General features: G+C 65.1%; 21 protein-coding genes. 7 read left to right on the top strand and 14 right to left on the bottom strand.

Features of this window, described 5'->3' with window-relative positions:
- Positions 1 to 5 precede the first annotated feature (5 nt).
- From rsmG to rpmH, 7 genes are all read right to left on the bottom strand, one after another.
- Entirely contained in the window at positions 6 to 650 is a 645-nt protein-coding gene (gene rsmG / locus QMX82_RS11930) for a 16S rRNA (guanine(527)-N(7))-methyltransferase RsmG (protein ID WP_208693330.1), read from the bottom strand.
- Entirely contained in the window at positions 650 to 2,542 is a 1,893-nt protein-coding gene (gene mnmG, locus QMX82_RS11925) for a tRNA uridine-5-carboxymethylaminomethyl(34) synthesis enzyme MnmG (RefSeq protein ID WP_282283696.1), read from the bottom strand. The genes rsmG and mnmG overlap by 1 nt, the downstream gene beginning before the upstream one ends.
- A gap of 444 nt (positions 2,543 to 2,986) precedes the next feature.
- The gene (mnmE, locus tag QMX82_RS11920; RefSeq protein WP_208693328.1) at positions 2,987 to 4,351 is read right to left on the bottom strand and encodes a tRNA uridine-5-carboxymethylaminomethyl(34) synthesis GTPase MnmE; all 1,365 of its coding nucleotides are present in this window, start codon (positions 4,349 to 4,351) and stop codon (positions 2,987 to 2,989) included.
- Positions 4,352 to 4,414: 63 nt separating this feature from the next.
- Positions 4,415 to 6,130: a membrane protein insertase YidC gene (gene yidC / locus QMX82_RS11915; protein ID WP_208693327.1), complete on the bottom strand. Its 1,716-nt coding sequence runs from the start codon at positions 6,128 to 6,130 to the stop codon at positions 4,415 to 4,417.
- A 2-nt stretch (positions 6,131 to 6,132) separates the two neighbouring features.
- The gene (yidD, locus tag QMX82_RS11910; protein WP_133860224.1) at positions 6,133 to 6,381 is read right to left on the bottom strand and encodes a membrane protein insertion efficiency factor YidD; all 249 of its coding nucleotides are present in this window, start codon (positions 6,379 to 6,381) and stop codon (positions 6,133 to 6,135) included.
- Positions 6,374 to 6,775 (bottom strand): ribonuclease P protein component, encoded by a 402-nt coding sequence (gene rnpA / locus QMX82_RS11905; protein ID WP_133860591.1) that lies wholly within the window; start codon positions 6,773 to 6,775, stop codon positions 6,374 to 6,376. The genes yidD and rnpA overlap by 8 nt, the downstream gene beginning before the upstream one ends.
- 12 nt (positions 6,776 to 6,787) lie before the next feature.
- On the bottom strand, positions 6,788 to 6,922 hold the full coding sequence (rpmH, locus tag QMX82_RS11900) for a 50S ribosomal protein L34 (protein ID WP_017641476.1): 135 nt from the start codon (positions 6,920 to 6,922) through the stop codon (positions 6,788 to 6,790).
- A 526-nt stretch (positions 6,923 to 7,448) separates the two neighbouring features.
- Between rpmH and dnaA the strand changes: the two genes are divergently transcribed.
- The 4 genes from dnaA to gyrB are packed head-to-tail and all read left to right on the top strand — an operon-like array spanning position 7,449 to position 13,581.
- On the top strand, positions 7,449 to 8,912 hold the full coding sequence (gene dnaA, locus QMX82_RS11895) for a chromosomal replication initiator protein DnaA (protein ID WP_187980755.1): 1,464 nt from the start codon (positions 7,449 to 7,451) through the stop codon (positions 8,910 to 8,912).
- A gap of 28 nt (positions 8,913 to 8,940) precedes the next feature.
- Positions 8,941 to 10,044 (top strand): DNA polymerase III subunit beta, encoded by a 1,104-nt coding sequence (gene dnaN / locus QMX82_RS11890; RefSeq protein WP_208693326.1) that lies wholly within the window; start codon positions 8,941 to 8,943, stop codon positions 10,042 to 10,044.
- Between the two features lie 10 nt (positions 10,045 to 10,054).
- Positions 10,055 to 11,164, top strand: a complete 1,110-nt coding sequence (gene recF / locus QMX82_RS11885; RefSeq protein WP_282283685.1) for a DNA replication/repair protein RecF — start codon at positions 10,055 to 10,057, stop codon at positions 11,162 to 11,164.
- Entirely contained in the window at positions 11,161 to 13,581 is a 2,421-nt protein-coding gene (gyrB, locus tag QMX82_RS11880; protein ID WP_282283682.1) for a DNA topoisomerase (ATP-hydrolyzing) subunit B, read from the top strand. The genes recF and gyrB overlap by 4 nt, the downstream gene beginning before the upstream one ends.
- Positions 13,582 to 13,976: 395 nt before the next feature.
- Here gyrB and QMX82_RS11875 read toward each other — a convergent pair whose 3' ends face one another.
- The 4 genes from QMX82_RS11875 to glyQ are packed head-to-tail and all read right to left on the bottom strand — an operon-like array spanning position 13,977 to position 18,294.
- Positions 13,977 to 14,726, bottom strand: coding sequence for a lysophospholipid acyltransferase family protein (locus QMX82_RS11875; protein WP_208693323.1), 750 nt, complete (start codon positions 14,724 to 14,726; stop codon positions 13,977 to 13,979).
- Complete coding sequence (gene gmhB, locus QMX82_RS11870) at positions 14,726 to 15,268, bottom strand: D-glycero-beta-D-manno-heptose 1,7-bisphosphate 7-phosphatase (RefSeq protein WP_208693322.1); 543 nt, start codon at positions 15,266 to 15,268, stop codon at positions 14,726 to 14,728. The genes QMX82_RS11875 and gmhB overlap by 1 nt, the downstream gene beginning before the upstream one ends.
- Positions 15,269 to 15,271: 3 nt before the next feature.
- Entirely contained in the window at positions 15,272 to 17,329 is a 2,058-nt protein-coding gene (gene glyS / locus QMX82_RS11865; protein WP_282283676.1) for a glycine--tRNA ligase subunit beta, read from the bottom strand.
- Entirely contained in the window at positions 17,329 to 18,294 is a 966-nt protein-coding gene (gene glyQ, locus QMX82_RS11860; protein WP_158891431.1) for a glycine--tRNA ligase subunit alpha, read from the bottom strand. Before glyQ ends, glyS begins: the two co-directional genes overlap by 1 nt.
- 150 nt (positions 18,295 to 18,444) lie before the next feature.
- On the opposite strand from glyQ, the gene QMX82_RS11855 reads away from it, so the two are divergent.
- From QMX82_RS11855 to QMX82_RS11845, 3 genes are all read left to right on the top strand, one after another.
- Entirely contained in the window at positions 18,445 to 19,029 is a 585-nt protein-coding gene (locus tag QMX82_RS11855; protein WP_282283671.1) for a DNA-3-methyladenine glycosylase I, read from the top strand.
- Between the two features lie 90 nt (positions 19,030 to 19,119).
- Positions 19,120 to 20,007 carry a lysophospholipid acyltransferase gene (locus tag QMX82_RS11850; protein ID WP_187980760.1) on the top strand — a complete coding sequence of 296 codons (888 nt, stop codon included), beginning with the start codon at positions 19,120 to 19,122 and terminating at the stop codon, positions 20,005 to 20,007.
- Between the two features lie 168 nt (positions 20,008 to 20,175).
- Positions 20,176 to 20,448, top strand: a complete 273-nt coding sequence (locus QMX82_RS11845; protein WP_017641486.1) for a PilZ domain-containing protein — start codon at positions 20,176 to 20,178, stop codon at positions 20,446 to 20,448.
- On the opposite strand, the gene QMX82_RS11840 is transcribed toward QMX82_RS11845, so the two are convergent.
- The 3 genes from QMX82_RS11840 to QMX82_RS11830 all read right to left on the bottom strand — a co-directional run.
- Positions 20,439 to 20,756 carry a hypothetical protein gene (locus QMX82_RS11840; RefSeq protein WP_208693319.1) on the bottom strand — a complete coding sequence of 106 codons (318 nt, stop codon included), beginning with the start codon at positions 20,754 to 20,756 and terminating at the stop codon, positions 20,439 to 20,441. The genes QMX82_RS11845 and QMX82_RS11840 overlap by 10 nt on opposite strands.
- 10 nt (positions 20,757 to 20,766) lie before the next feature.
- Positions 20,767 to 22,068, bottom strand: coding sequence for a 16S rRNA (cytosine(967)-C(5))-methyltransferase RsmB (rsmB, locus tag QMX82_RS11835; RefSeq protein ID WP_282283663.1), 1,302 nt, complete (start codon positions 22,066 to 22,068; stop codon positions 20,767 to 20,769).
- On the bottom strand, positions 22,065 to 22,470 hold a 406-nt coding region (locus tag QMX82_RS11830), incomplete at its 5' end, for a methionyl-tRNA formyltransferase (RefSeq protein WP_442969385.1). The genes rsmB and QMX82_RS11830, both read right to left, overlap by 4 nt.

The raw sequence follows: 22,470 nt of genomic DNA, 5'->3' as shown, positions 1-22,470 counted from the left end.
CCGCCTTACCCCTCTCCGTTCGTGCGGCGCAGTATCAGCAAGTGCCGCTGGCCTTGGCAACCGGGAACCGCGAGGACGTGCGCCGCCGCAACCCGGAAATCCGCTGGTAGCTTGGCCAGCTCGTCGTCGGGGTGCAGCCCCTTCATCGCCAGCCACTGTGTTTGGTTGTCGCCCAGGTGGCGCGTCCAGGTGGCGAAGTCGTCGATGGCGCTGAACGCCCGCGAGACGATGCCGGTGAAGGGCGCGGCAGGCTCATAGGCCTCGACGCGGGCGTGGACCACCTCGAGATTGGCCAGGCCCAGTTCGATCTTGGCCTGGGTCAGGAAGCGGGTCTTCTTGCCGTTGCTGTCGAGCAGGGTGAAGCGCGACTCGGGAAAGAGGATCGCCAGGGGAATGCCCGGCATGCCGCCGCCACTGCCCACGTCCAGCCAGTGCCCGGCGTCCACGTGGGGGACGATGCTGAGGCTGTCCAGCAGGTGCCGCGAGACCATCTCGTTGGGATCGCGCACCGCGGTGAGGTTGTAGGCCTTGTTCCACTTGACCAGCAGGTCCAGGTAGCCCAGCAACCGCTCTTCCACGGCGGCGGTCAGGGGCACGCCGAGGGTCTCGGCGCCCTGGCGCAGTTCGTTGGCTTGGATCGCGCTAGCCATCAGGCGCTGTGCTCCAGGCTGCGACCGGCGCTGCGCTTCTTGAGGTGGATCAGCAGCAGCGAGACCGCCGCCGGGGTGACGCCCGGAATGCGCGAGGCCTGGCCCAGGGTTTCGGGACGGGCCTGGGCCAGCTTGTGCTGGATCTCCTTGGACAGTCCGGAAATGCTGGCGTAGTCGAGCTCCATCGGCAGGGCCACGGCATCGCTGGCGCGCAGGCGCTGGATCTCGTCCTGCTGGCGATCGATGTAGCCGGCGTACTTGGTCTTGATCTCGATCTGTTCGGCGACCTGGGGCTCGGCCGGTGTCTGGCCTACCGCGGCCAGCAGACCGGCATAGTCGATCTCCGGGCGGGCCAGCAGATTCTGCAGGTTGTATTCGTGATTGAGCGGCGTGCCGAAGCGCTCGGCCACCGCGGTGCCCTCGGGCGTGCCCGGACGGATCCAGATCGCCTTGAGGCGCTGCTCTTCCAGGGCGATGCCTTCGCGCTTGGCCTCGAACAGCGCCCAGCGTTGGTCATCCACCAGGCCCAGCTCGCGGCCCTTTTCGGTCAGGCGCAGGTCGGCGTTGTCCTCGCGCAGGATCAGCCGGTATTCGGCGCGGGAGGTGAACATCCGATAGGGCTCCTGGGTGCCCAGGGTGATGAGATCGTCGACCAGCACGCCGAGGTAGGCCTCGTCGCGACGCGGACACCAGGCTTCACGGCCCTGGGCACGCAGGGCGGCGTTGGCACCGGCGAGCAGACCCTGGGCGCCGGCTTCTTCGTAACCGGTGGTGCCGTTGATCTGGCCGGCGAAGAACAGGCCGGCGATGACCTTGGTTTCCAGGCTGTACTTGAGATCCCGCGGATCGAAGAAATCGTATTCGATGGCGTAGCCGGGTCGCAGGATGTGGGCGTTCTCCAGGCCGCGCATGGAGCGCACCACCTCGAGCTGCACATCGAAGGGCAGCGAGGTGGAGATGCCGTTGGGATAGAGCTCGTGGGTGGTCAGGCCCTCGGGTTCGAGAAAGACCTGATGGCTGTCCTTGTCGGCGAAGCGGTGGATCTTGTCTTCGATGGACGGACAGTAGCGCGGCCCTACCCCTTCGATCACGCCCGAGTACATGGGCGAACGATCCAGGTTGGCGCGGATGATGTCGTGGGTGCGGGCGTTGGTGTGGGTGATCCAGCAGCTGACCTGCGCCGGATGCTGCTCGCGATTGCCGAGAAAGGACATTACCGGCAGCGGGGTATCTCCGGGCTGTTCGGTCATCACCGAGAAGTCCACCGAGCGGCCGTCGATACGTGGCGGCGTGCCGGTCTTCAGGCGGGAGACCCGCAGCGGCAGTTCCCGCAGACGCTGGGCCAGGGCGATGGCGGGCGGATCTCCCGCTCGTCCACCGCTGTGATTCTGCATGCCGATGTGGATAAGACCCCCAAGGAAGGTCCCGGCAGTCAGCACCACGTTGTCGGCATGGAATTTCAGACCCATCTGGGTGATCACGCCGGCGACCCGATCGCCTTCGACGATGAGGTCGTCACAGGCCTGCTGGAATATCCACAGGTTGGGCTGGTTTTCCAGGGTGTAGCGGATAGCCGCCTTGTACAGCACGCGATCGGCCTGGGCGCGAGTGGCGCGGACGGCAGGTCCCTTGCGGCTGTTGAGAATGCGGAACTGGATGCCGGCGAGATCCGTCGCCGCGGCCATGGCGCCGCCCAGGGCATCGATCTCCTTGACCAGATGGCTCTTGCCGATGCCGCCAATGGCGGGATTGCAGCTCATCTGGCCGAGAGTTTCCACATTATGCGTGAGCAGCAGGGTGGGCACACCCATGCGAGCGGCCGCCAGGGCCGCTTCGGTACCGGCATGGCCGCCACCGATCACGATGACGTCGAAACGGGAAGGAAAGTCCACCACGCACCTCGTGCCTGTTGGCAGGAATTCGAAGGAAAGCCGGCAAGTATAAGGCCTAGGCCAGTCTTGCAGAAGGGGCCCTGGCCAAAAAATGACCAGGCTCCGTGGTAGACGCTCAATATAAACAATAGAGAAGAAAGTTTTAAAAGGATTGATATAGAGCTTATGTATATGCAGGCCATCTTCTGTGGATAACCTTTCGCAGGCCATACCAGCTCTGGACTGGGGAAAACCTGAACCCGGTGTACGTCTTGTGCTGTGGATGAACACAAGCTATCAGCATCCTGTGGACCCTTTGCCCGCTTATCCACAATGCCAATCATGGACAGGTCGTGCACCGATTTATGGGCAGACCTCAGGCAGGGTTATCAACAGGGCTCTGCAAAGGGGAAATGAGGACGACCAAGGCCTGCGTTGCACAGGCCTGCTACCGCGGCGCGGGGGTTACTTGCCGATGCAGAAGCTGGAGAAGATGCGGCCGAGCAGATCGTCGGAGCTGAAGGCGCCGGTGATCTCGCCGAGCACCTGCTGGGCCTGGCGCAGATCCTCGGCCAAGAGCTCGCCGGAACCGGCCAGGGTGAGCTGGCGATAGCCGTGGTCCAGGGCGCTGGCCGCCCGCTGCAGGGCATCCAGATGGCGGCGGCGGGCGCTGAAGCCACCCTCGGTGGTCTGCTCGAAGCCCATGCAGGCCTTGAGATGCGCGCGCAAGGCTTCGACCCCCCCGCCATCGGTGGCGCTGAGGGCGATCTCCACCGGCGTGGTCGACGCCAGCAACCCGGTGGGCTCACCGGTGAGGTCGGCCTTGTTGCGGATCACCGTCAGCTTGTCCAGCGGCGGCCTGGCGCTCAGCAGTTCCGGCCAGAGTGACTGGGGATCGCGGGCTTCCGGTGCGCTGGCGTCCACCACCAGCAGCACTCGATCGGCTCCGGCGATGGCGTCCAGGGCCCGCTGGACGCCGATCTGTTCCACGCGGTCATCGGTGTCGCGCAGACCGGCCGTATCGACCACGTGCAGCGGCATGCCATCGAGGTGGATATGTTCACGCAGGACATCGCGGGTGGTGCCGGCGATGTCGGTGACGATGGCGGCTTCGCGGCCGGCCAGGGCATTGAGCAGGCTGGACTTGCCGGCGTTGGGGCGGCCGGCGATCACCACCGTCATGCCGTCACGCAGCAGGGCACCGCGATTGGCTTCGCGACGGACCTCCTGCAATTCGGCCTGGACGCCCTCCAGCAGGCCCTGGACCCGGCCGTCGGCGAGGAAGTCGATTTCCTCCTCGGGAAAGTCGATGGCGGCCTCGACGTAGATACGCAGCTGGATGAGTTGCTCCACCAGGCTTGCCACGCGACGGGAGAATTCGCCCTGCAGCGAGCGCAGGGCATTGCGCGCCGCCTGTTCGGTGCTGGCCTCGATGAGGTCGGCGATGGCCTCGGCCTGGGCCAGGTCGAGCTTGTCGTTGAGAAAGGCGCGTTCGCTGAATTCACCTGGGCGGGCCAGGCGCGCGCCCTCTTCCAGGGTACGGCGCAGGAGCAGGTCGAGGATCACCGGGCCGCCATGGCCCTGGAGTTCCAGCACGTCTTCGCCGGTGAAGGAGTTGGGGCCAGGAAAGAACAGCGCGATGCCGGCGTCCAGCACGCTGCCGTCGGCGGCGAGGAAGTTGCCGTAGTGGGCATGTCGCGGGGGCAGCTCACGGCCGCAGATCGCCCGCGCCAGGGGGGCGGCGAGGGGCCCGGAGACGCGGACGATGCCGACCCCGCCGCGCCCGGTGGCGGTGGCGATGGCGGCGATGCTGTCGGAAGGCAGGGACATGACGATCCTCCAGAAAGCACGACGCCCCAATCAAGGGGCGTCGTGTGGACAGGGTGAGCGGGGTCAGGCCTGTTTGCTGGCCGCCTCGATCTTCCGGGTAATGTACCACTGCTGCAGGATCGACAGGCAGTTGTTGACGATCCAGTACAGCACCAGACCGGCCGGGAACCACAGGAAGAAGAAGGTGAAGATGATCGGCATCATCTTCATGACCTTGGCCTGCATGGGATCCGGCGGTGCCGGGTTGAGCATCTGCTGCACCAGCATGGTGCCGCCCATGATGATCGGCAGGATGAAGAAGGGATCCTTGGCCGACAGGTCGGTGATCCAGAACATCCAGGGCGACTGGCGCATCTCGACGCTTTCCAGCAGCACCCAGTACAGCGCCAGGAACACCGGCATCTGCACCACGATGGGCAGGCAGCCACCCAGGGGATTGATCTTCTCCTTGCGGTACAGCTCCATCATGGCCTGGGACATCTTCTGGCGATCGTCGCCATGCTGCTCCTTCAGCGCCTGCAGTCGCGGGCCGACGGCACGCATGCGGGCCATGGAGCGGTAGCTGGCGGCGGACAGCGGGAAGAACAGCATCTTGATGATGATTGTCAGGACGATGATCGACCAGCCCCAGTTACCCAGGATGCTGTGGATATGCTGCAGCAGCCAGAAGATCGGCTGGGCGATGAACCACAGGAAGCCGTAGTCGACGGTCAGTTCCAGACCGTGGGACAGGGTCTTGAGGTGCTCCTGGATCTTCGGACCGGCATAGAGGGTCAGCGAGGTCTCGCCCTTGCCTCCCGCCGGCACGCTGAACTGCGGACCGGTGAAGCCGACGATGTAGTTGCCCTGGGCGTCCTTGCGGGTGGTGATCTGGTGCTGCTCGTCCTTGTTCGGCACCCAGGCGGTGACGAAGTAGTGTTGCAGCCAACCGACCCAGCCACCTTGCACGGCTTCCTGCAGGCGGTTCTTGTCCATGTCGCTCATGGACACCTTGCGGTAGGGCTCGGCCGGGGTACCGACCGCGGCGCCCAGGTAGGTGGACACGCCGGTGGCGGTGGTGGCCGAGGGATCGCCGCTCTTGTCACGCTTGAGCTGGGCATAGAGCACGCCGTTCCAGGCGCTGGCGCTCTGGTTGTCGATCAGGTAGCTGACCTGGATCTGGTAGGCGTCCGGGTTGATGCAGGCGATCTTCTTCTGCGCCTTCTCGGCGTCCGAGCAGTCGACCTTCAGGCCCCGGTGGAAGGTGAATCTCTTGATGTAGTCGACGCCATTGGCCTGGTACTTGAGATCCACCACCAGCTGCTGCTGGCCATCGGCGAGCACGTAGCTGGACTGAGCCGAGGTGTACAGCGGTCGACCGGCGCTGTTGGCATCGGGACCGTTGGCACCGGTCAGGCCGCTCTGCGCCAGGTAGAGACGCTGGGCGCCGTTGTCGAACAGCATGAAGGGATCGTTGGGATGATCCTGGCGGCTCGGGTACTGCACCAGGCCGAGCTGGACGATGTCGCCGCCGCGGGGGTCGATGGCCAGATCCAGGACGTCGGTACGCACCTTGATGAGCGCGGTGCTCGGTTGGGCAGCCGCGTTGTCCACCGGAGCAGCTGCCTTGGCATCGGCCGGGACGTCGGTGGGCACGTTGGGGGTATCGCCCGGCAGGACGCTGGTCTGCGTCTTGGCCGTGGGCAGATCACCTTGGCCGTAATCCTTGTTCCACTGGAAAACCAGGGTGTAGGACACGATCGCCAAGGCGGCAATGAGTAGCGGGCGCTTGATATCCATGTTTACTCGGCCATCGAAGAGGTCGGGGCTGGGTTCTTTGCGGGAGGAACGGGATCGTATCCGCCTGAGTGCCAGGGATGGCACCGGCACAGTCGCCGTGTGGTCAGCCAGCCACCACGCAGCAGCCCGTGGCACTCGATGGCTTCGAGGGCGTAACCGGAACAGGTCGGATAGAAACGACAGTGACTGGCCATCAAGGGGCTGATGGCATAACGGTAGAAGCGAATCAGCAGCAGGGCCGGTTTACGCATGAGCACCGTCGGGACTGTCAATGGGGTGGGCAATCGTCTTGCTCGCCTGGCGATTGAGACGTTTCCACAGTTGCAGCAGCTGATCGTGCAATTCGGGATTGTCGACCTCGCCGAGTCCCTTGCGGGCGACGAAGACCAGATCGAAGCTGCCCAGGCGGTCCTGATTCAGCCGGAAGGAATCCCGGATGACCCGCTTGATGCGATTGCGCTCGACAGAAAGCTTGACGCTTTTCTTGCCGATGACCAGCCCCAGACGGGAATGGTCGAGCCCATTGGCATGGGCGAGCAGCAGCAGGTGCTTGCCGGATGCCTTGTGGGTGGGAGAGTCAAAGACCGCCTGGAACTGTTGGGAGCTCAGTAAGCGCCTGTCCCGACCGAAACCCTGACTCACCACCTGACCGGGCAATCAGATCGCCAGACGCTTGCGGCCTTTGGCACGGCGACGGGCGAGAACCTGACGGCCGTTCTTGGTTGCCATACGAGCACGGAAACCGTGGACACGGGCGCGCTTCAGGGTGCTGGGTTGGAAGGTGCGTTTCATGGACTTTTACCTAGGTGAAAGCGGCAAGGCATGAGTGCCCCGCGCAAAGAGACCGGCGATTCTAGAGAAAGCCTCGGTACAGGTCAATTTCCAACCAGCACCGGCTGGCAGACGGGCGCGTAAATAAAATTAACAGGTCAAAAGGTTTTAAAGGACTGTTGAAGTGATTATGTATGGTGCAGCGGTTTTCTGTGGATAGATCCTGGCAGCCCGGATCCAGCCTGGTCGCAGCGGCAGCAGAAAGGTTGTTTTCAACAGGTGGGCCGCAGGTGCTCAGGCTGTCCAGAGACTGTGGATAAGCCAGGCTGTTACGCACAGCCGGATTATCCACAGAGAAAACCCCCGGGATGTCCAGAGAGGTCAGACGGCCTTATCCACAGAGCTGACGGTCATGCTTCCGTCCTCGGCGGTCATGGTGGCTATTCACCGGGAAACTGCGCGGTCATGTGGATAACCCGGGTGGGGAGGGATACAATGGGCGTTTGCTCATGGCCCGTCCGGGCCGCTCCAGTTCTTGGGAGACGCTGTGTCGGTCGAACTTTGGCAACGTTGCGTGGATGTGCTGCGCGACGAGTTGCCTTCGCAACAATTCAATACCTGGATCCGGCCACTGCAGGTGGAAGCGGAAGGGGATGAGCTGCGGGTGTTCGCGCCCAACCGCTTCGTGCTCGACTGGGTCAACGAAAAATACCTGGGCCGCCTGCTCGAATTGCTCGAAGAGCATGCCGACGACGGTATCGCCCCGGTGCTGTCCCTGCTGATCGGCAGCAAGCGCAGCAACAAGCCGCGCGCGGTCCAGACGCCGAACAGCCAGAGCGCTCCGCTGCCACCACCGGTGCAGGCGCCGCAACCGATCCAATCGGACATCGTCACCGCGGGCGTCGCCCTGGAAGACGTGACGGCGGAATTGGCCGACGAGCCGGCCGTCAAGACCGAACGTACCGTGCAGGTGGAGGGTGCGCTCAAGCACACCAGCTATCTGAACCGCACCTTCACCTTCGAGAACTTCGTCGAGGGCAAGTCCAACCAGCTGGCCCGCGCGGCGGCTTGGCAGGTGGCGGACAATCCCAAGCACGGTTACAACCCGCTCTTCCTCTATGGCGGCGTGGGTCTGGGCAAGACCCACCTGATGCACGCGGTGGGCAATCATCTGCTCAAGCGCAATCCGAACGCCAAGATCGTCTATCTGCATTCGGAGCGTTTCGTCGCCGACATGGTCAAGGCGCTGCAGCTCAATGCCATCAACGAATTCAAGCGCTTCTATCGCTCGGTGGATGCGCTGCTGATCGACGACATCCAGTTCTTCGCCCGCAAGGAGCGTTCGCAGGAAGAGTTTTTCCACACCTTCAACGCCCTGCTCGAAGGTGGACAACAGGTGATCCTCACCAGCGATCGCTATCCCAAGGAGATCGATGGCCTGGAAGAGCGACTCAAGTCGCGCTTCGGCTGGGGGCTCACCGTGGCCGTGGAGCCGCCGGAGCTGGAGACGCGGGTCGCGATCCTGATGAAGAAGGCCGACCAGGCCAAGGTCGACCTGCCCCACGACGCCGCCTTCTTCATCGCCCAGCGCATCCGTTCCAACGTGCGGGAACTGGAAGGCGCGCTCAAGCGGGTGATCGCCCATGCCCACTTCATGGGCCGGGACATCACCATCGAGCTGATCCGCGAGTCGCTGAAGGATCTGCTGGCGTTGCAGGACAAGCTGGTCAGCATCGACAACATCCAGCGCACCGCGGCCGAGTACTACAAGATCAAGATCGCCGATCTGCTGTCCAAACGCCGCTCGCGTTCGGTCGCCCGGCCGCGGCAGGTCGCCATGGCGCTGTCCAAGGAACTGACCAACCACAGCCTGCCGGAAATCGGCGACGCCTTTGGCGGACGCGATCACACGACGGTGCTGCACGCCTGTCGCAAGATCGCCGAACTTCGGGAATCCGACGCGGATATCCGCGAGGATTACAAGAACCTGCTGCGTACCCTGACCACCTGACGGACGCGGCCCTGGCAAGGACCTGACCATGCATTTCACCATTCAACGCGAAGCCCTGTTGAAACCGCTGCAGCTGGTGGCCGGTGTCGTGGAACGTCGGCAAACGCTGCCGGTGCTGTCCAACGTACTCCTGGTCGTGGAAGGCCAGCGCCTCTCGCTGACCGGTACCGACCTGGAAGTCGAGCTGGTTGGCCGGGTCGAGCTGGAAGAAGCCGCCGAAGCCGGCGAAATCACCGTGCCGGCGCGCAAGCTGATGGACATCTGCAAGAGCCTGCAGCCCGATGCGCTGATCGACATCCGCACCGAGGAGCAGAAGCTGCTGATCCGCGCCGGACGCAGCCGTTTCACCCTGTCCACCCTGCCGGCCAATGACTTCCCCACCGTGGAGGAAGGTCCGGGTTCGCTGAACTTCAGCATTCCCCAGGGTCGCCTGCGCCGCCTGATCGAGCGCACCGGCTTCGCCATGGCCCAGCAGGACGTGCGCTACTACCTCAACGGCATGCTGCTGGAAGCCAGCACCGGCCGGCTGCGCGCCGTGGCTACCGATGGTCACCGCCTGGCCATGTGCATGCTGGAAGCCGACGTCGACCAGGCCGAGAAGCACCAGGTCATCGTGCCGCGCAAGGGCATCCTGGAATTGTCGCGCCTGCTCACGGAGCCGGAAGAGCCGGTCAACGTGGTCCTGGGCCAGCACCATATCCGCGCCACCACGGGTGACTTCACCTTTACCTCCAAGCTGGTGGACGGCAAGTTCCCCGACTACGAGCGCGTGCTGCCGCGGCATGGCGACAAGCTGGTACTGGGCGAGCGCCAGCATCTGCGCGAGGCCTTCAGCCGCACTGCCATTCTCTCCAACGAGAAGTACCGCGGCATCCGCCTGCAGCTGGAAAACGGCTTCATGAAGATCCAGGCCAACAACCCGGAGCAGGAAGAGGCCGAGGAAGAGCTGCAGGTCGACTACGATGGCGGCAGCCTGGAGATCGGCTTCAACGTCAGCTATCTGCTCGACGTGCTGGGCGTGATGACCACCGATCAGGTGCGCATCACCCTGTCCGATTCCAGCAGCAGTGCGCTGTTGCAGGAGGCGGGCAATGACGATTCCTCCTATGTCGTGATGCCGATGCGCCTCTGATCGCCATTCGATGACGCTGATCCGCTTCAACGCCGACCGCCTGCGCAATCTGCAGGCGGTCGCGCTTCAGCCCTCGCCACGGGTCAATCTCCTGCACGGCGCCAACGGCAGCGGCAAGACCAGCCTGCTGGAAGCCATTCACCTGCTGGGCCTGGCCCGCTCCTTTCGCAGCACCAAGCTGGCGCCGGTCATCCAGCACGAGCAGGCCAGTTGCACGGTGTTCGGCCAGGTGCGGCTACCCGGTGGCCAGGACTGCAACCTGGGTATCCAGCGCGAGCGCGGCGGCGACTATCAGATCCGCATCAACGGCGAGAATGCCCGCAGCGCGGCGCAGCTGGCCGAGATGCTGCCGCTGCAGTTGATCAACCCCGACGGCTTCCGGTTGCTCGAAGGCAGTCCCAAGATCAGACGGCAGTTTCTCGACTGGGGTGTGTTCCACGAGGAACAGCGATTTCTGCCGCTATGGCAACGCCTGCAAAAGGCGCTCAGGCAGCGAAATCACTGGCTCAGACGTGGTAAAATCGACCCTGCGGCGCAGGCCGCCTGGGATCAGGAACTGGCCCTGGCCAGCACCGAGATCGATGGCTTTCGCCAAGCCTATATCCAGCGACTGAAGCCGGAATTCACCGCGGTGCTGGCCGAGCTGATTCAGCTCGATGGCCTGACCCTGAGCTACTACCGCGGCTGGGACCGCGAGCGCGATCTGCGCGAGGTGCTGGCGGACAGTCTGCCGCGGGATCTGCAGCTGGGACATACCCAGGCCGGTCCCCAGCGCGCCGATCTGCGCATCCGTATCGGCAATCACAACGCGGCGGACATCCTGTCGCGCGGTCAGCAGAAGCTGGTGGTGTGCGCACTGCGCATCGCCCAGGGGCGGCTGGTCAACCAGGTCAAGCGGGGCCAGTGCGTCTACCTCATCGACGACCTGCCCTCGGAACTGGACGAGGGACACCGGCTGGCCTTGTGCCGGCTACTGGAGGCACTGGAGTGCCAAGTCTTCATCACCTGTGTCGAGCGCGAGACGCTACAGGCCGCCTGGCGGCCGGAGACAGAGGTCAGCGTGTTTCACGTGGAACACGGCCATATCAAGCAGACCCACACTAGCGGGAGCCAAGCATGAGCGAGACCAATACCTACGACTCTTCCAGCATCAAGGTGCTGAAGGGACTGGATGCCGTGCGCAAGCGCCCCGGCATGTACATCGGCGACACCGATGACGGCACCGGCCTGCACCACATGGTCTTCGAGGTGGTGGACAACTCCATCGACGAGGCCCTGGCTGGCTTCTGCAGCGAGATCAGCATCACCATCCACATGGATGAATCCATCACCGTGCGCGACAACGGCCGCGGCATCCCGGTGGACATCCACAAGGAAGAAGGCGTCTCGGCGGCCGAGGTCATCATGACCGTGCTGCACGCCGGCGGTAAGTTCGACGACAACACCTACAAGGTGTCCGGCGGCCTGCACGGCGTGGGCGTCTCGGTGGTGAACGCCCTCTCCGAGGAGCTGCGCCTGACCATCCGCCGCGCCGGTCAGCTGTGGGAGCAGGTCTATGTGCACGGCGTACCCCAGGCGCCGCTGGCGGTGATCGGCGAGACCGACACCACCGGTACCCAGGTGCACTTCAAGCCGTCCGCCCTGACCTTCAACAACATCCAGTTCAGCTGGGACATCCTGGCCAAGCGGATTCGCGAACTGTCCTTCCTCAACTCCGGCGTCGGCATCGTCCTGCGCGACGAGCGCAGTGGCAAGGAAGAGCTGTTCAAGTACGAGGGCGGCCTGCGCGCCTTCGTCGACTACCTGAACACCAACAAGACCCCTGTGAACGAGGTGTTCCACTTCCAGGTGCAGCGCGAAGACGATGGCGTCGGCGTGGAAGTGGCGCTGCAGTGGAACGACAGCTTCAACGAGAACATCCTCTGCTTCACCAACAACATTCCCCAGCGCGATGGCGGCACCCACCTGGCGGGCTTTCGCTCGGCACTGACGCGCAACCTGAACAGCTACATCGAGGCCGAGGGTCTGGCCAAGAAGTTCAAGGTGGCCACCACCGGTGACGACGCCCGTGAAGGCCTGACCGCCATCATCTCGGTCAAGGTGCCGGATCCCAAGTTCTCCTCCCAGACCAAGGACAAGCTGGTCTCCTCCGAGGTGAAGACCGCGGTGGAACAGGAGATGGGCAAGCACTTCTCCGACTTCCTGCTGGAGAACCCCAACGAAGCCAAGGCGGTGGTCGGCAAGATGATCGACGCGGCCCGGGCCCGGGAAGCGGCGCGCAAGGCGCGCGAGATGACCCGCCGCAAGGGCGCGCTGGACATCGCCGGCCTGCCGGGCAAGCTGGCGGACTGCCAGGAGAAGGATCCGGCGCTGTCCGAACTCTACATCGTGGAGGGTGACTCCGCCGGTGGTTCGGCCAAGCAGGGCCGCAACCGGCGCACCCAGGCGATCCTGCCGCTCAAGGGCAAGATCCTCAACGTGGAGAAGGCGCGCTTCGACAAGATGCTCTCCTCCCAGGAGGTGGGTACCCTGATCACCGCGCTGGGCTGCGGCATCGGCCGCGAAGAATTCAACATCGACAAGCTGCGCTACCACAACATCATCATCATGACCGATGCCGATGTGGACGGTTCGCACATCCGTACCCTGCTGCTGACCTTCTTCTTCCGCCAGATGCCACTGCTGATCGAGCGGGGCTACATCTACATCGCCCAGCCGCCGCTGTACAAGGTGAAGCGTGGCAAGCAGGAGCAGTACATCAAGGACGACGAGGCGATGGAGGAATACCTGACCCAGACCGCCCTGGAAGAGGCCAGCCTGCACGTCAACGAGAATGCCCCGGGCCTGTCCGGTGTGGAACTCGAGAAGCTGGTGAACAGCTATCGCCAGGTGATGAAGACCTTCAAGCGCCTGTCGCGGCTGTATCCGGCCGCCGTCAGCGAACACCTGCTGTATCTGCCGCGGGTCGGTGTCGATCAGCTGGCTGATGAAGCGGCGATGCGTCAGTGGCTGCAAGGCCTCAGCGCACGCCTGCAGACCTCCGAACGCTCCGGCACTACCTACCGCGTCAGTTTGCGCGAGGACCGCGAGCGCGGCCTGTGGCTACCGGAAGTCGAGACCCGCGCCCATGGCCTGTCCAGCTACGTCACCTTCAACCGGGATTTCTTCGGCAGCAACGATTACCGCCTGGTGACCGAACTGGCCGCCCAGCTGGATAACCTGCTGGAAGAAGGTGCCTATGCCAAGCGCGGTGAACGCCGTCGCCCGGTCAGCACCTTCAAGGAAGCCTGGGAGTGGCTGATGAACGAGACCAGCAAGAGATTCAACATCCAGCGCTACAAGGGCCTGGGTGAGATGAATCCGGATCAGCTGTGGGAAACCACCATGGACCCGAACGTGCGCCGCATGCTGCAGGTGACCATCGAGGATGCCGTGGCGGCCGATCAGATCTTCAATACCCTGATGGGCGATCACGTGGAGCCGCGTCGCGACTTCATCGAGAGCAACGCCCTGGCGGTGTCGAACCTCGACGTCTGATCGACTGCGGTTATGCACAAGCCCCGCCATGCGGGGCTTTTTTTGTGGAAAACATTCTGGCTAGAGAGGAGCGCCGTTTCGTTCCCTGGGGGCGAATGCCACTCATCTTATAGCCAGGGGTTTTGTGGATAGTTTTCTTCAGCCGCTTTTGATCAACGCCAAAAATGGGCGTAAAGGGGCCGTGCCATGCGGCATAGAGACACAGGCTATAAAGGATGTTCCTGTGGATAAGCCTGGGAATAAGCTTGTCGGTACTTGTGGATGAAGGTCGATCCGCGCTAGCGGGTCAAAATTCGGAAGCCCGAAACGCTCAGCACAGCCTGTGGATAAGTCTGTGGGAAAAGGGAGGAAAAGAGGTGCAAACAGCCAGGCCTCGCGGCCTGGCGATCAGGCGATCAGGCGACGCAGCGCTCGGCCGGGCTGGCGTCGGGCTTGGATGTCAGTGCCTGCTCGATGAAGGCGAAGCAGCGATTGTTGAGATCGACGATGGCGCGGGGATCCTGGCCCTGGGGATAGAGCAAGGGGCCGATGCTGACCTTGATGGTTCCCGGCGACTTGATCCAGGAGCGATTGGGCCAGTAGGCGCCGGCATCGTGGGCGATGGGCAGAATGGGCACGTTCAGGCTGCAGGCCAGGGCGGCGCCACCGCGGGAGAACTTGCCCATCTGGCCGTAATCGATGCGGGTGCCCTGGGGAAAGATCAGCACCCAGCAGCCCTGGGCCAGATAGCGGCCGCCCTGCTCGGTCAGCTGCTGCAGGGCCAGCTTGCCGTTGTCGCGGTCGATGGCGATGGGCTTGAGCAGCGAGAAGGCCCAGCCAAAGAAGGGAATCCTGAGCAGTTCGCGCTTGATCACCTGGGACGTGGGCTCGAACTGGGCGGACAGGAAGAAGGTTTCCCAGGTGCTCTGGTGGTTGGCCACGATCACGCAGGGCTGCGCCGGGACGTTTTCCAGGCCGTCGATCTCGTAGCGGATGCCGCAGATGACCTTGGCCAGCCAGACGGCGAAACCGGTCCAGGCCTTGACCACCAGCCGATAGCGGGCGCGATAGGCCAGGAAGGGCGCGATCAGCAGGCTGACGCAGGACCAGAGGATGCCACTGGTCCCCAGCAGCACATAGAACAACAGGGTACGCAAGAGCCGCATCAGGGCGCTTCCTCAAGCAGATGATCAGCCACCGCGGCCAGGTCGGCGAAGACCCCGGTGCCGGGTGGTAAGGGCTTGGCCAGGGTGCGCTCGCCCTTGCCGGTACGCACCAGAAAGGGGGTGCAGCCAAGGGCCACGCCGGCTTCCAGATCGCGCAGGCTGTCGCCCACCACCGGGACACCGCGCAGATCGACACGCCCATAGTGGTGGGCGATGGCGCGAAACAGGCCGGGCAGTGGCTTGCGGCAGTCGCAGCCGGCTTCCGGGCCATGGGGGCAGTGCAGGATCAGGTCGACCCGACCGCCCTCCTCCGCCAGCAGCCGCTGCAGTTTCTCGTGCATTGCCGCCAGGTCGTCTTCGCTGAAGTAACCGCGCGCCAGACCGGACTGGTTGGTGGCCACGGCCACCTGCCAACCGGCCCGGTTCAACCGGGCGATGGCCGCCAGGCTGCCGGGCAGCGGTTGCCACTGCGCGGCGCTGCGCACGTAGTCATCGGAGTCGACATTGATGACGCCATCGCGGTCCAGCACGATCAACTTCATGGCCTAACCCAGTACCGAAATGTCGGCGATGCCGAGGAACAGGCCGCGCAGGTGGGCGAGCAGCGCATAGCGGTTGGCACGGACGCGCTCGTCCTCGGCGTTGACCAGCACCTCGTCGAAGAAGGCATCCACCGGCGCACGCAGACTGGCCAGGCGCTCCAGCGCTGCGCCATAGCGACGGGCTTCGGCCAGGGGCGCGGCATCCCGCTCGGCCTCGGCGATGGCGGCGGCCAGGGTGCGTTCGGCCTCGGTTTCGAACAGGGCGGCATCGGCCTTGGCGGCGACCTGACCTTCGAATTTACCGAGCAGGTTGGAGACGCGCTTGTTGGCGGCCGCCAGAGCCTCGGCTTCGGGCAGGCGACGGAAGGCCTGCACGGCCTGGACGCGCTGGTCGAAGTCCAGCGCCGAGGCCGGACGCAGGGCACGTACCGCCAGATAGGCCGCGGTATCGACGCCTTCATCCTCGTAGCGGGCACGCAGGCGGTCGAAGACGAAGTCCAGCACCTGCTCCTGCAGACCCGCAGCCTTGACCCGCTCGCCGTAACCGGCGATGGCGAAGGCGACGGCGGCTGGCAGATCCAGCTCCAGGCCCTTCTCGATGAGGATGCGCAGCACGCCCAGGGCCTGACGGCGCAGGGCGAAGGGGTCCTTGCTGCCGGTGGGCAGCATGCCGATGCCGAAGATGCCGACCAGGGTGTCGAGCTTGTCGGCCAGGGCCACGGCCGCGCCGGTCAGGGTCTGCGGCAGCTCGGCGCCAGCACCGCGCGGCATGTACTGCTCGTTGAGCGCCAGGGCCACGTCTTCGGCCTCGCCGCCTTTTTTGGCGTAGTAGTAGCCGGCGATGCCCTGCATCTCGGGGAATTCGCCGACCATCTCGGTGGCCAGGTCGCACTTGGCGAGGACACCGGCACGGTGGGCGCGCTCGGCATCACCGCCGATGCGTTCGGCGATAAAGGCGGCCAGGGCCGCGACGCGCTGGGCCTTGTCGTAGACGCTGCCGAGCTGGGCCTGGAAGACCACGTTCTTGAGGCGTTCGTTGAAGCTTTCCAGCGGCTGCTTCTGGTCCTGCTTGAAGAAGAACTCGGCGTCGGTGAGACGGGGGCGCACCACCTTCTCGTTGCCGCTGACGATCTGCGCGGGATCCTTGCTTTCCAGGTTGGCCACGGTGATGAAGCGCGGCAGCAGCTTGCCCTGGGCGTCCAGCAGGCAGAAGTACTTCTGGTTGTCCTGCATGGTGGTGATCAGGGCTTCCTGGGGCACCTCGAGGAAGCGTTCCTCGAAGGCGCAGACCAGCGGCACCGGCCATTCCACCAGGGCGGTCACCTCGTCCAGCAGCGCGGGCGGTACCACGGCGCTGCCCTGCTCCGCCGCAGCCAGCTCGGCTACGCGGGATTCGATGAGCTGGCGGCGCTCGGCGAAGTCGGCCAGCACATGGGCGGCGCGCAGGTCGGCGGCGTAGTGGGCCGGGGCGCTGATGCGCACGGCATCGGGATGGTGGAAGCGATGGCCGCGGGACTCACGACCGGCACGGCGGGTGAGGATCTCGCAGTCGATGACCTCATCACCCAGCAGCATCACCAGCCACTGGGTGGGACGGACGAATTCCTCGCGGCGGGCGGCCCAGCGCATGCGCTTGGGAATCGGCAGCTCGGCCAGGGAGGCTTCGACGATGCCGGGCAGCAGGCTGGCCGCCGGCTGCCCAGGAATGCTCTGGGAGAATCTCAGCTTGGGGCCGCTGCGATCGATGGCACTGATGTCGACGCCACACTTGCGGGCGAAGCCCAGGGCGGCCTGGGTCGGCTGGCCATCGGCGCCAAAGGCGGCCTGGAGCGGCGGGCCGTCCAGATTGACGCTACGCTCGGGCTGCTGGGTCTGCAGGGCTTCGACCAGCACGGCCAGGCGGCGCGGCGCGGCATAGGCGCGGGCGCTGGCATAGCCGAGACCGGCCTGCTTGAGGCCCTTCTCGATACCGGCGAGAAAGCTGTCGCCCAGGGTCTTGAGCGCCTTGGGTGGCAGTTCTTCGGTACCCAGTTCGACCAGGAAATCCAGAGTGGTGCTCATCATTCGCCCTCCTTGAGCAGCGCCTGGACATCGTCGCGACCCAGGATCTCGTCACGCAGCGCGGGGCTGGCCAGCGGGAAGCCCAGCCGGGCACGGGCCTTGAAGTAGCCCTGGGCGACGCTGCGCGCCAGGGTGCGCACGCGCAGGATGTAACGCTGGCGCTCGGTCACCGAGATGGCGCGGCGGGCGTCCAGCAGGTTGAAGGTGTGGGAGGCCTTGAGCACCATCTCGTAGGTGGGCAGCGGCAGGTCCAGGGCGATCAGGCGATTGGCCTCGGACTCGTAGAAGTCGAACAGTTCGAACAGCTTGGGCACATTGGCGTGCTCGAAGTTGTAGGTGCTCTGCTCCACTTCGTTCTGGTGGAAGACGTCGCCGTAGGTCACGGTGCCGAAGGGGCCGTCGGCCCAGATCAGGTCATAGACCGAATCCACGCCCTGCAGGTACATGGCCAGGCGCTCCAGGCCATAGGTGATCTCGCCGGTCACCGGATAGCACTCGATACCGCCCGCCTGCTGGAAGTAGGTGAACTGGGTGACTTCCATGCCATTGAGCCAGACTTCCCAGCCCAGACCCCAGGCGCCCAGGGTGGGCGATTCCCAGTTGTCCTCGACGAAGCGCACGTCGTGCACCAGCGGATCCAGGCCGATGGCGGCCAGGGAACCGAGGTAGAGCTCCTGGAAGTTGTCCGGGTTGGGCTTGAGGACCACCTGGAACTGGTAGTAGTGCTGCAGGCGGTTGGGGTTCTCGCCATAGCGGCCATCGGTGGGACGGCGGCTGGGCTGCACATAGGCGGCGTTCCAGGTCTCGGGACCGATGGCGCGCAGGAAGGTGGCGGTGTGGAAGGTACCGGCGCCGACTTCCATGTCATAGGGCTGGAGTACCACGCAGCCCTGCTCGGCCCAGTATTGCTGCAAGGCCAGGATCAAGTCTTGGAAGGTGCGCACGGTGGGCTTGGACTGGCTCACGAAAAATACCCGTTCGGCTGCGACGAAAAGCCGGGGAGTATAGCTGAAAGCCGGGGGTGACCGCATGGGGCGCGTGTCGCGGCCGGGCTGTCTCCGCTGGCGGGCAATTGCGCTAAGGTGGGGTCCTCCCGCCGCTACCGAGCCTTTGCCATGCCGCGTTGTTTCTGGTGCACCGCCGATCCGCTGTACATCGAGTACCACGACCATGAATGGGGCGTGCCCCAGCGCGATCCGGCGGTGCTCTTCGAGTTCCTCTTGCTGGAAGGCTTCCAGGCGGGGCTGTCGTGGATCACCGTGCTGAAGAAGCGCGAGCGCTATCGTCAGGTGCTGCACGGCTTCGATCCCCAGCGCCTGGCGCAGCTGAGCGATGCCGAGATCGAGGCGCTGATGCAGGACCCGGGCATCATCCGCAACGGCGCCAAGCTGCGCGCCGCTCGTCAGAATGCCCAGGCCTGGCTGAGACTCGAAGACCCTTCCGGCTGGCTGTGGTCCTTTGTCGGCGGCGCCCCCAGGATCAATCACTTCCGCGATCGCCAGGAGGTGCCGGCGATCACCCCGAAAGCCGAGGCCATGAGCAAGGCGCTCAAGCGGGCCGGTTTCACCTTTGTCGGTCCGACCATCTGCTACGCCTTCATGCAGGCCATGGGTCTGGTGATGGACCATACCCTCGATTGCGACCGCCATGCCGAATTGGTGCCTTCGTCTGCAGAACTGCAGGAAAAGTCGAATGTATAGGCGCCAGTTGGCGCGAACCTTATGCTTTCTTAACGTTTCCGGGACGGGTAGACGCTAAACTGTCTGGGCATTCAGACAGGAGTCCCTCTTTTGGAAAGATTCAAAGGCGCGCTGATGATCGCCTTCCTGCGCCTTTTCGCCCTGCTGCCCTGGCCGTTGGTCCAGCGCCTGGGTGGATTCATCGGCTGGTGCATGTGGAAGCTGCCGACCCGCGCCAGCAAGGTTACCCGCATCAACCTCGCCCACTGTTTTCCCGAACTCGATGCCGCCGGTCTGGAGCGCCTGTCGCGCGAGTGCCTGCGCGGCATCGGCAAGACCCTGACCGAAAGCGCCTGCGCCTGGATCTGGTCGCCCCAGCGTTCGCTGCGCCTGGTGCGCGAGGTGGAGGGCATGGACGTCCTGCAGGAAGCCCTGGCCTCCGGCGATGGCGTGGTGGGCATCACCAGCCACCTGGGCAACTGGGAGTTGCTCAACCACTTCTACTGCTCCCACGCCAAGCCGATCATCTTCTACCGGCCGCCCAAGCTGAAGGCGGTGGACGACCTGCTCAAGCGCCAGCGGGTGCAGCTGGGCAATCGCGTGGCGCCCTCCACGCCGGAAGGCATCATCAGCGTGATCAAGGAAGTCCGGCGCGGCGGCGCCGTGGGTATCCCGGCCGATCCCGAGCCGAGTCGCAGCGCCGGCCTCTTCGTGCCCTTCCTCGGCACCACCGCCCTGACCAGCAAGTTCGTCCCCTCGCTGCTGGCGCGCGGCAAGGCCCGGGGGGTGTTCTTCCATGCCGTGCGCCTGGCAGACGGCAGCGGCTACAAGGTGATCCTGGAGGCCGCGCCGCCGGCCATGTACGACCCGGATCCGGAAGTCTCGGTAGCCGCCATGAGCGAGGTGCTGGCCGGCTACGTACGCCGCTATCCGACCCAGTACATGTGGAGCATGAAGAGGTTCAAGAATCGCCCGGATGGCGAGGAGAAATGGTACTGAGGTCTTTCGCCCGGGTCCTGCCCGGGCGCTGAGGGGCCGGCGGTGGTCCTACGACCTATCGCTCGGCGCTTCGCCAGGACCGTTCGGTCGGCGCGCGGCTGACAGCCGCTGGGCTTTGCCGGAAGCTGCCCGGACCTCTAGGGAACGCCCAAGCCAGGGAGTCAGGCGATGAATTCGCGCGATCAGCGCCAACATACCCGTACCCCACTCAAGTGCCGGCTGTGGATCGCCTATCCGGATGGCGAGATCGTCGGTGAGACCCGCGACCTGTCCGATGGTGGCGTCTATGTGGTGCATCCCGAGCTGACCCGGCTACCGCAGGGCACCCGCGTGGTCGGCCAGGTACTCGACCTGCCGATCGAGGCGCCCAAGGTGACCATGGAAGTCATGCGCACCGACGCCGACGGCGCGGGCCTCAGGTTCCTGCGCGATCAGGACTGAGGACGGCGTGCCAGACGCTTGAGAAACACCGTCATCTCCTTTTCCGCCTGCTTGTCGCCCTTGGCCTGCGCCGCCTGCAGACCCTGGGTCCAGGCCGCCTCGGCGCTGGCCAGGTCGCCGCTCCCCTCATGGGCCTTGCCCAGCAGCTTCCAGGCCGCCGAATAGGCCGGATCGAATTCGACGCAGCACGCCAGGTGCTCGATCGCCCGCGCGGGCTCCCCGGCATCCAGATAGCCCTTGCCCAGACCGAACCTGAGCAGGGCGTTGTCCTGGCCGCGGGCGAGCATCTTCTCCAGGGATTCGAGCATGGCGGGATTCCTACTTGGCGATCTTGATCAGCTTGCAGTAATAGAAGCCGTCGTGGCCTTCGGGTTGCGGCAGGAGTTGGCGGCCATGGGGTTGGGCAAGGCCCCAGGGGGCGGGAATGTCCAGTTCGCGGGCGCCCGGGGTGCGGGCGAGAAAGGCGGCGAGATTGTCGCTGTTTTCTTCCGGTAGCACCGAACAGGTGGCATAGACCAGGATGCCGCCCACCTCCAGCGTCGGCCAGAGGGCGTCCAGCAATTCGCCCTGCAGTTGCACCAGGGGTGCGATGTCGCTGGCCTGGCGGGTCAGCTTGATGTCCGGATGGCGGCGGATCACCCCGGTGGCGCTGCAGGGGGCATCCAGCAGGATACGCTGGAAGGGCGTGCCGTCCCACCAGTCGGCCACGGCGCGGCCGTCGGCGGCCAGGGTGCGGGCGGTAAGGCCCAGGCGGGCCAGATTCTGCTCGACCCGCTGCAGACGGCCGGCATCGGCGTCCAGCGCCACCACCTCGGCCAGCCCCGGTTCGCGTTCCAGCAGGTGGCAGGTCTTGCCACCGGGCGCGGCACAGGCGTCCAGCACCCGCTGGCCGGGTGCCAGCTCCAGGAGTTCGGCGGCCAGCTGCGCGGCTTCGTCCTGCACGCTGAGACGCCCCGTGGCAAAGCCCGGCAGGACGGTGACGTCCTGGGGCTGCAGCAGGCGGATGCCGTCGGCGCTGAAGGCGCAGGGCACGGCCTCGATGCCGGCGGCGGCCAGCTCGGCCAGATAGCTGTCGCGATCGCCCTGACGGCGATTGACCCTGAGAATCAGCGGCGGATGCAGGTTGTTGGCGGTGGCGATGGCTTCCCACTGCTCCGGCCAACGTGCCTTGAGCGTCTTCTGCAGCCAGCGCGGATGGGCCAGGCGCGCGGCGGGATCATGCTCCAGGACCGGCAACAGGCTGTCGTATTCGCGCTGGGCGCGGCGCAGCACGGCGTTGAGCAGGCCCTTGGCCGAGGATTTCTTCAGCTTGTCGACGCAGCCCACCGTCTCGCCGATGGCGGCATGGGCCGGGATGCGGGTATGGAACAACTGGTAGAGCCCGATCAGCAGCAGGGCTTCGAGATCGCGGTCGCCGGCCTTGAAGGGTTTTTCCATGAGCTTTTCCGCCAGCAGCGACAGGCGCGGCTGCCAGCGGGCGGTGCCGAAGGCCAGATCCTGGGCCAGGGCGCGGTCACGCGGATCGACCTTGGCCAGTTGCTCGGGCAGGCTGCTGCCCAGGGAGGCACGTCCGGCAAGGACCGCCGCCAGGGCGCGGGTGGCCGCCAGCCGCGGATTCATAGACCCAGCACCTGACCGGGGGCGAAGCGCTCGCGACGGGCATTGTAGAGATCGGCGAAGCCCAGTGGCTTGCCACCGGGCAACTGCAGTCGGGTCAGGCGCAGGGCACCCTCGCCACAGGCGACCAGCAGGCCTGCGCGATCGGCATCCAGCACCATGCCCGCCACGCCCTGCCCTTCGGCGAGTTCCGCGGCCCAGACCTTGAGTGGCTCGCCGGCCAGGGCGGTGTGGCACAGCGGCCAGGGATCGAAGGCGCGGATACGGCGCTCCAGTTCCACCGCCGGACGACCCCAGTCCAGGCGGGCCTCGTCCTTGTTGAGCTTGTGGGCGTAGGTGGCCAGGCTGTCGTCCTGCACCTCGCCCGGCAGACTGCCGTCGGCCAGGCCCGGCAGGGCCTGGACC

The sequence above is a fragment of the Pseudomonas sp. PS02302 genome (assembly GCF_029959585.1).
Lineage (GTDB): Bacteria > Pseudomonadota > Gammaproteobacteria > Pseudomonadales > Pseudomonadaceae > Chryseomonas > Chryseomonas aestiva.
The sequence above is the reverse complement of the archived record's forward strand: the minus strand, read 5'-3'. Positions and strand labels throughout refer to the sequence as shown.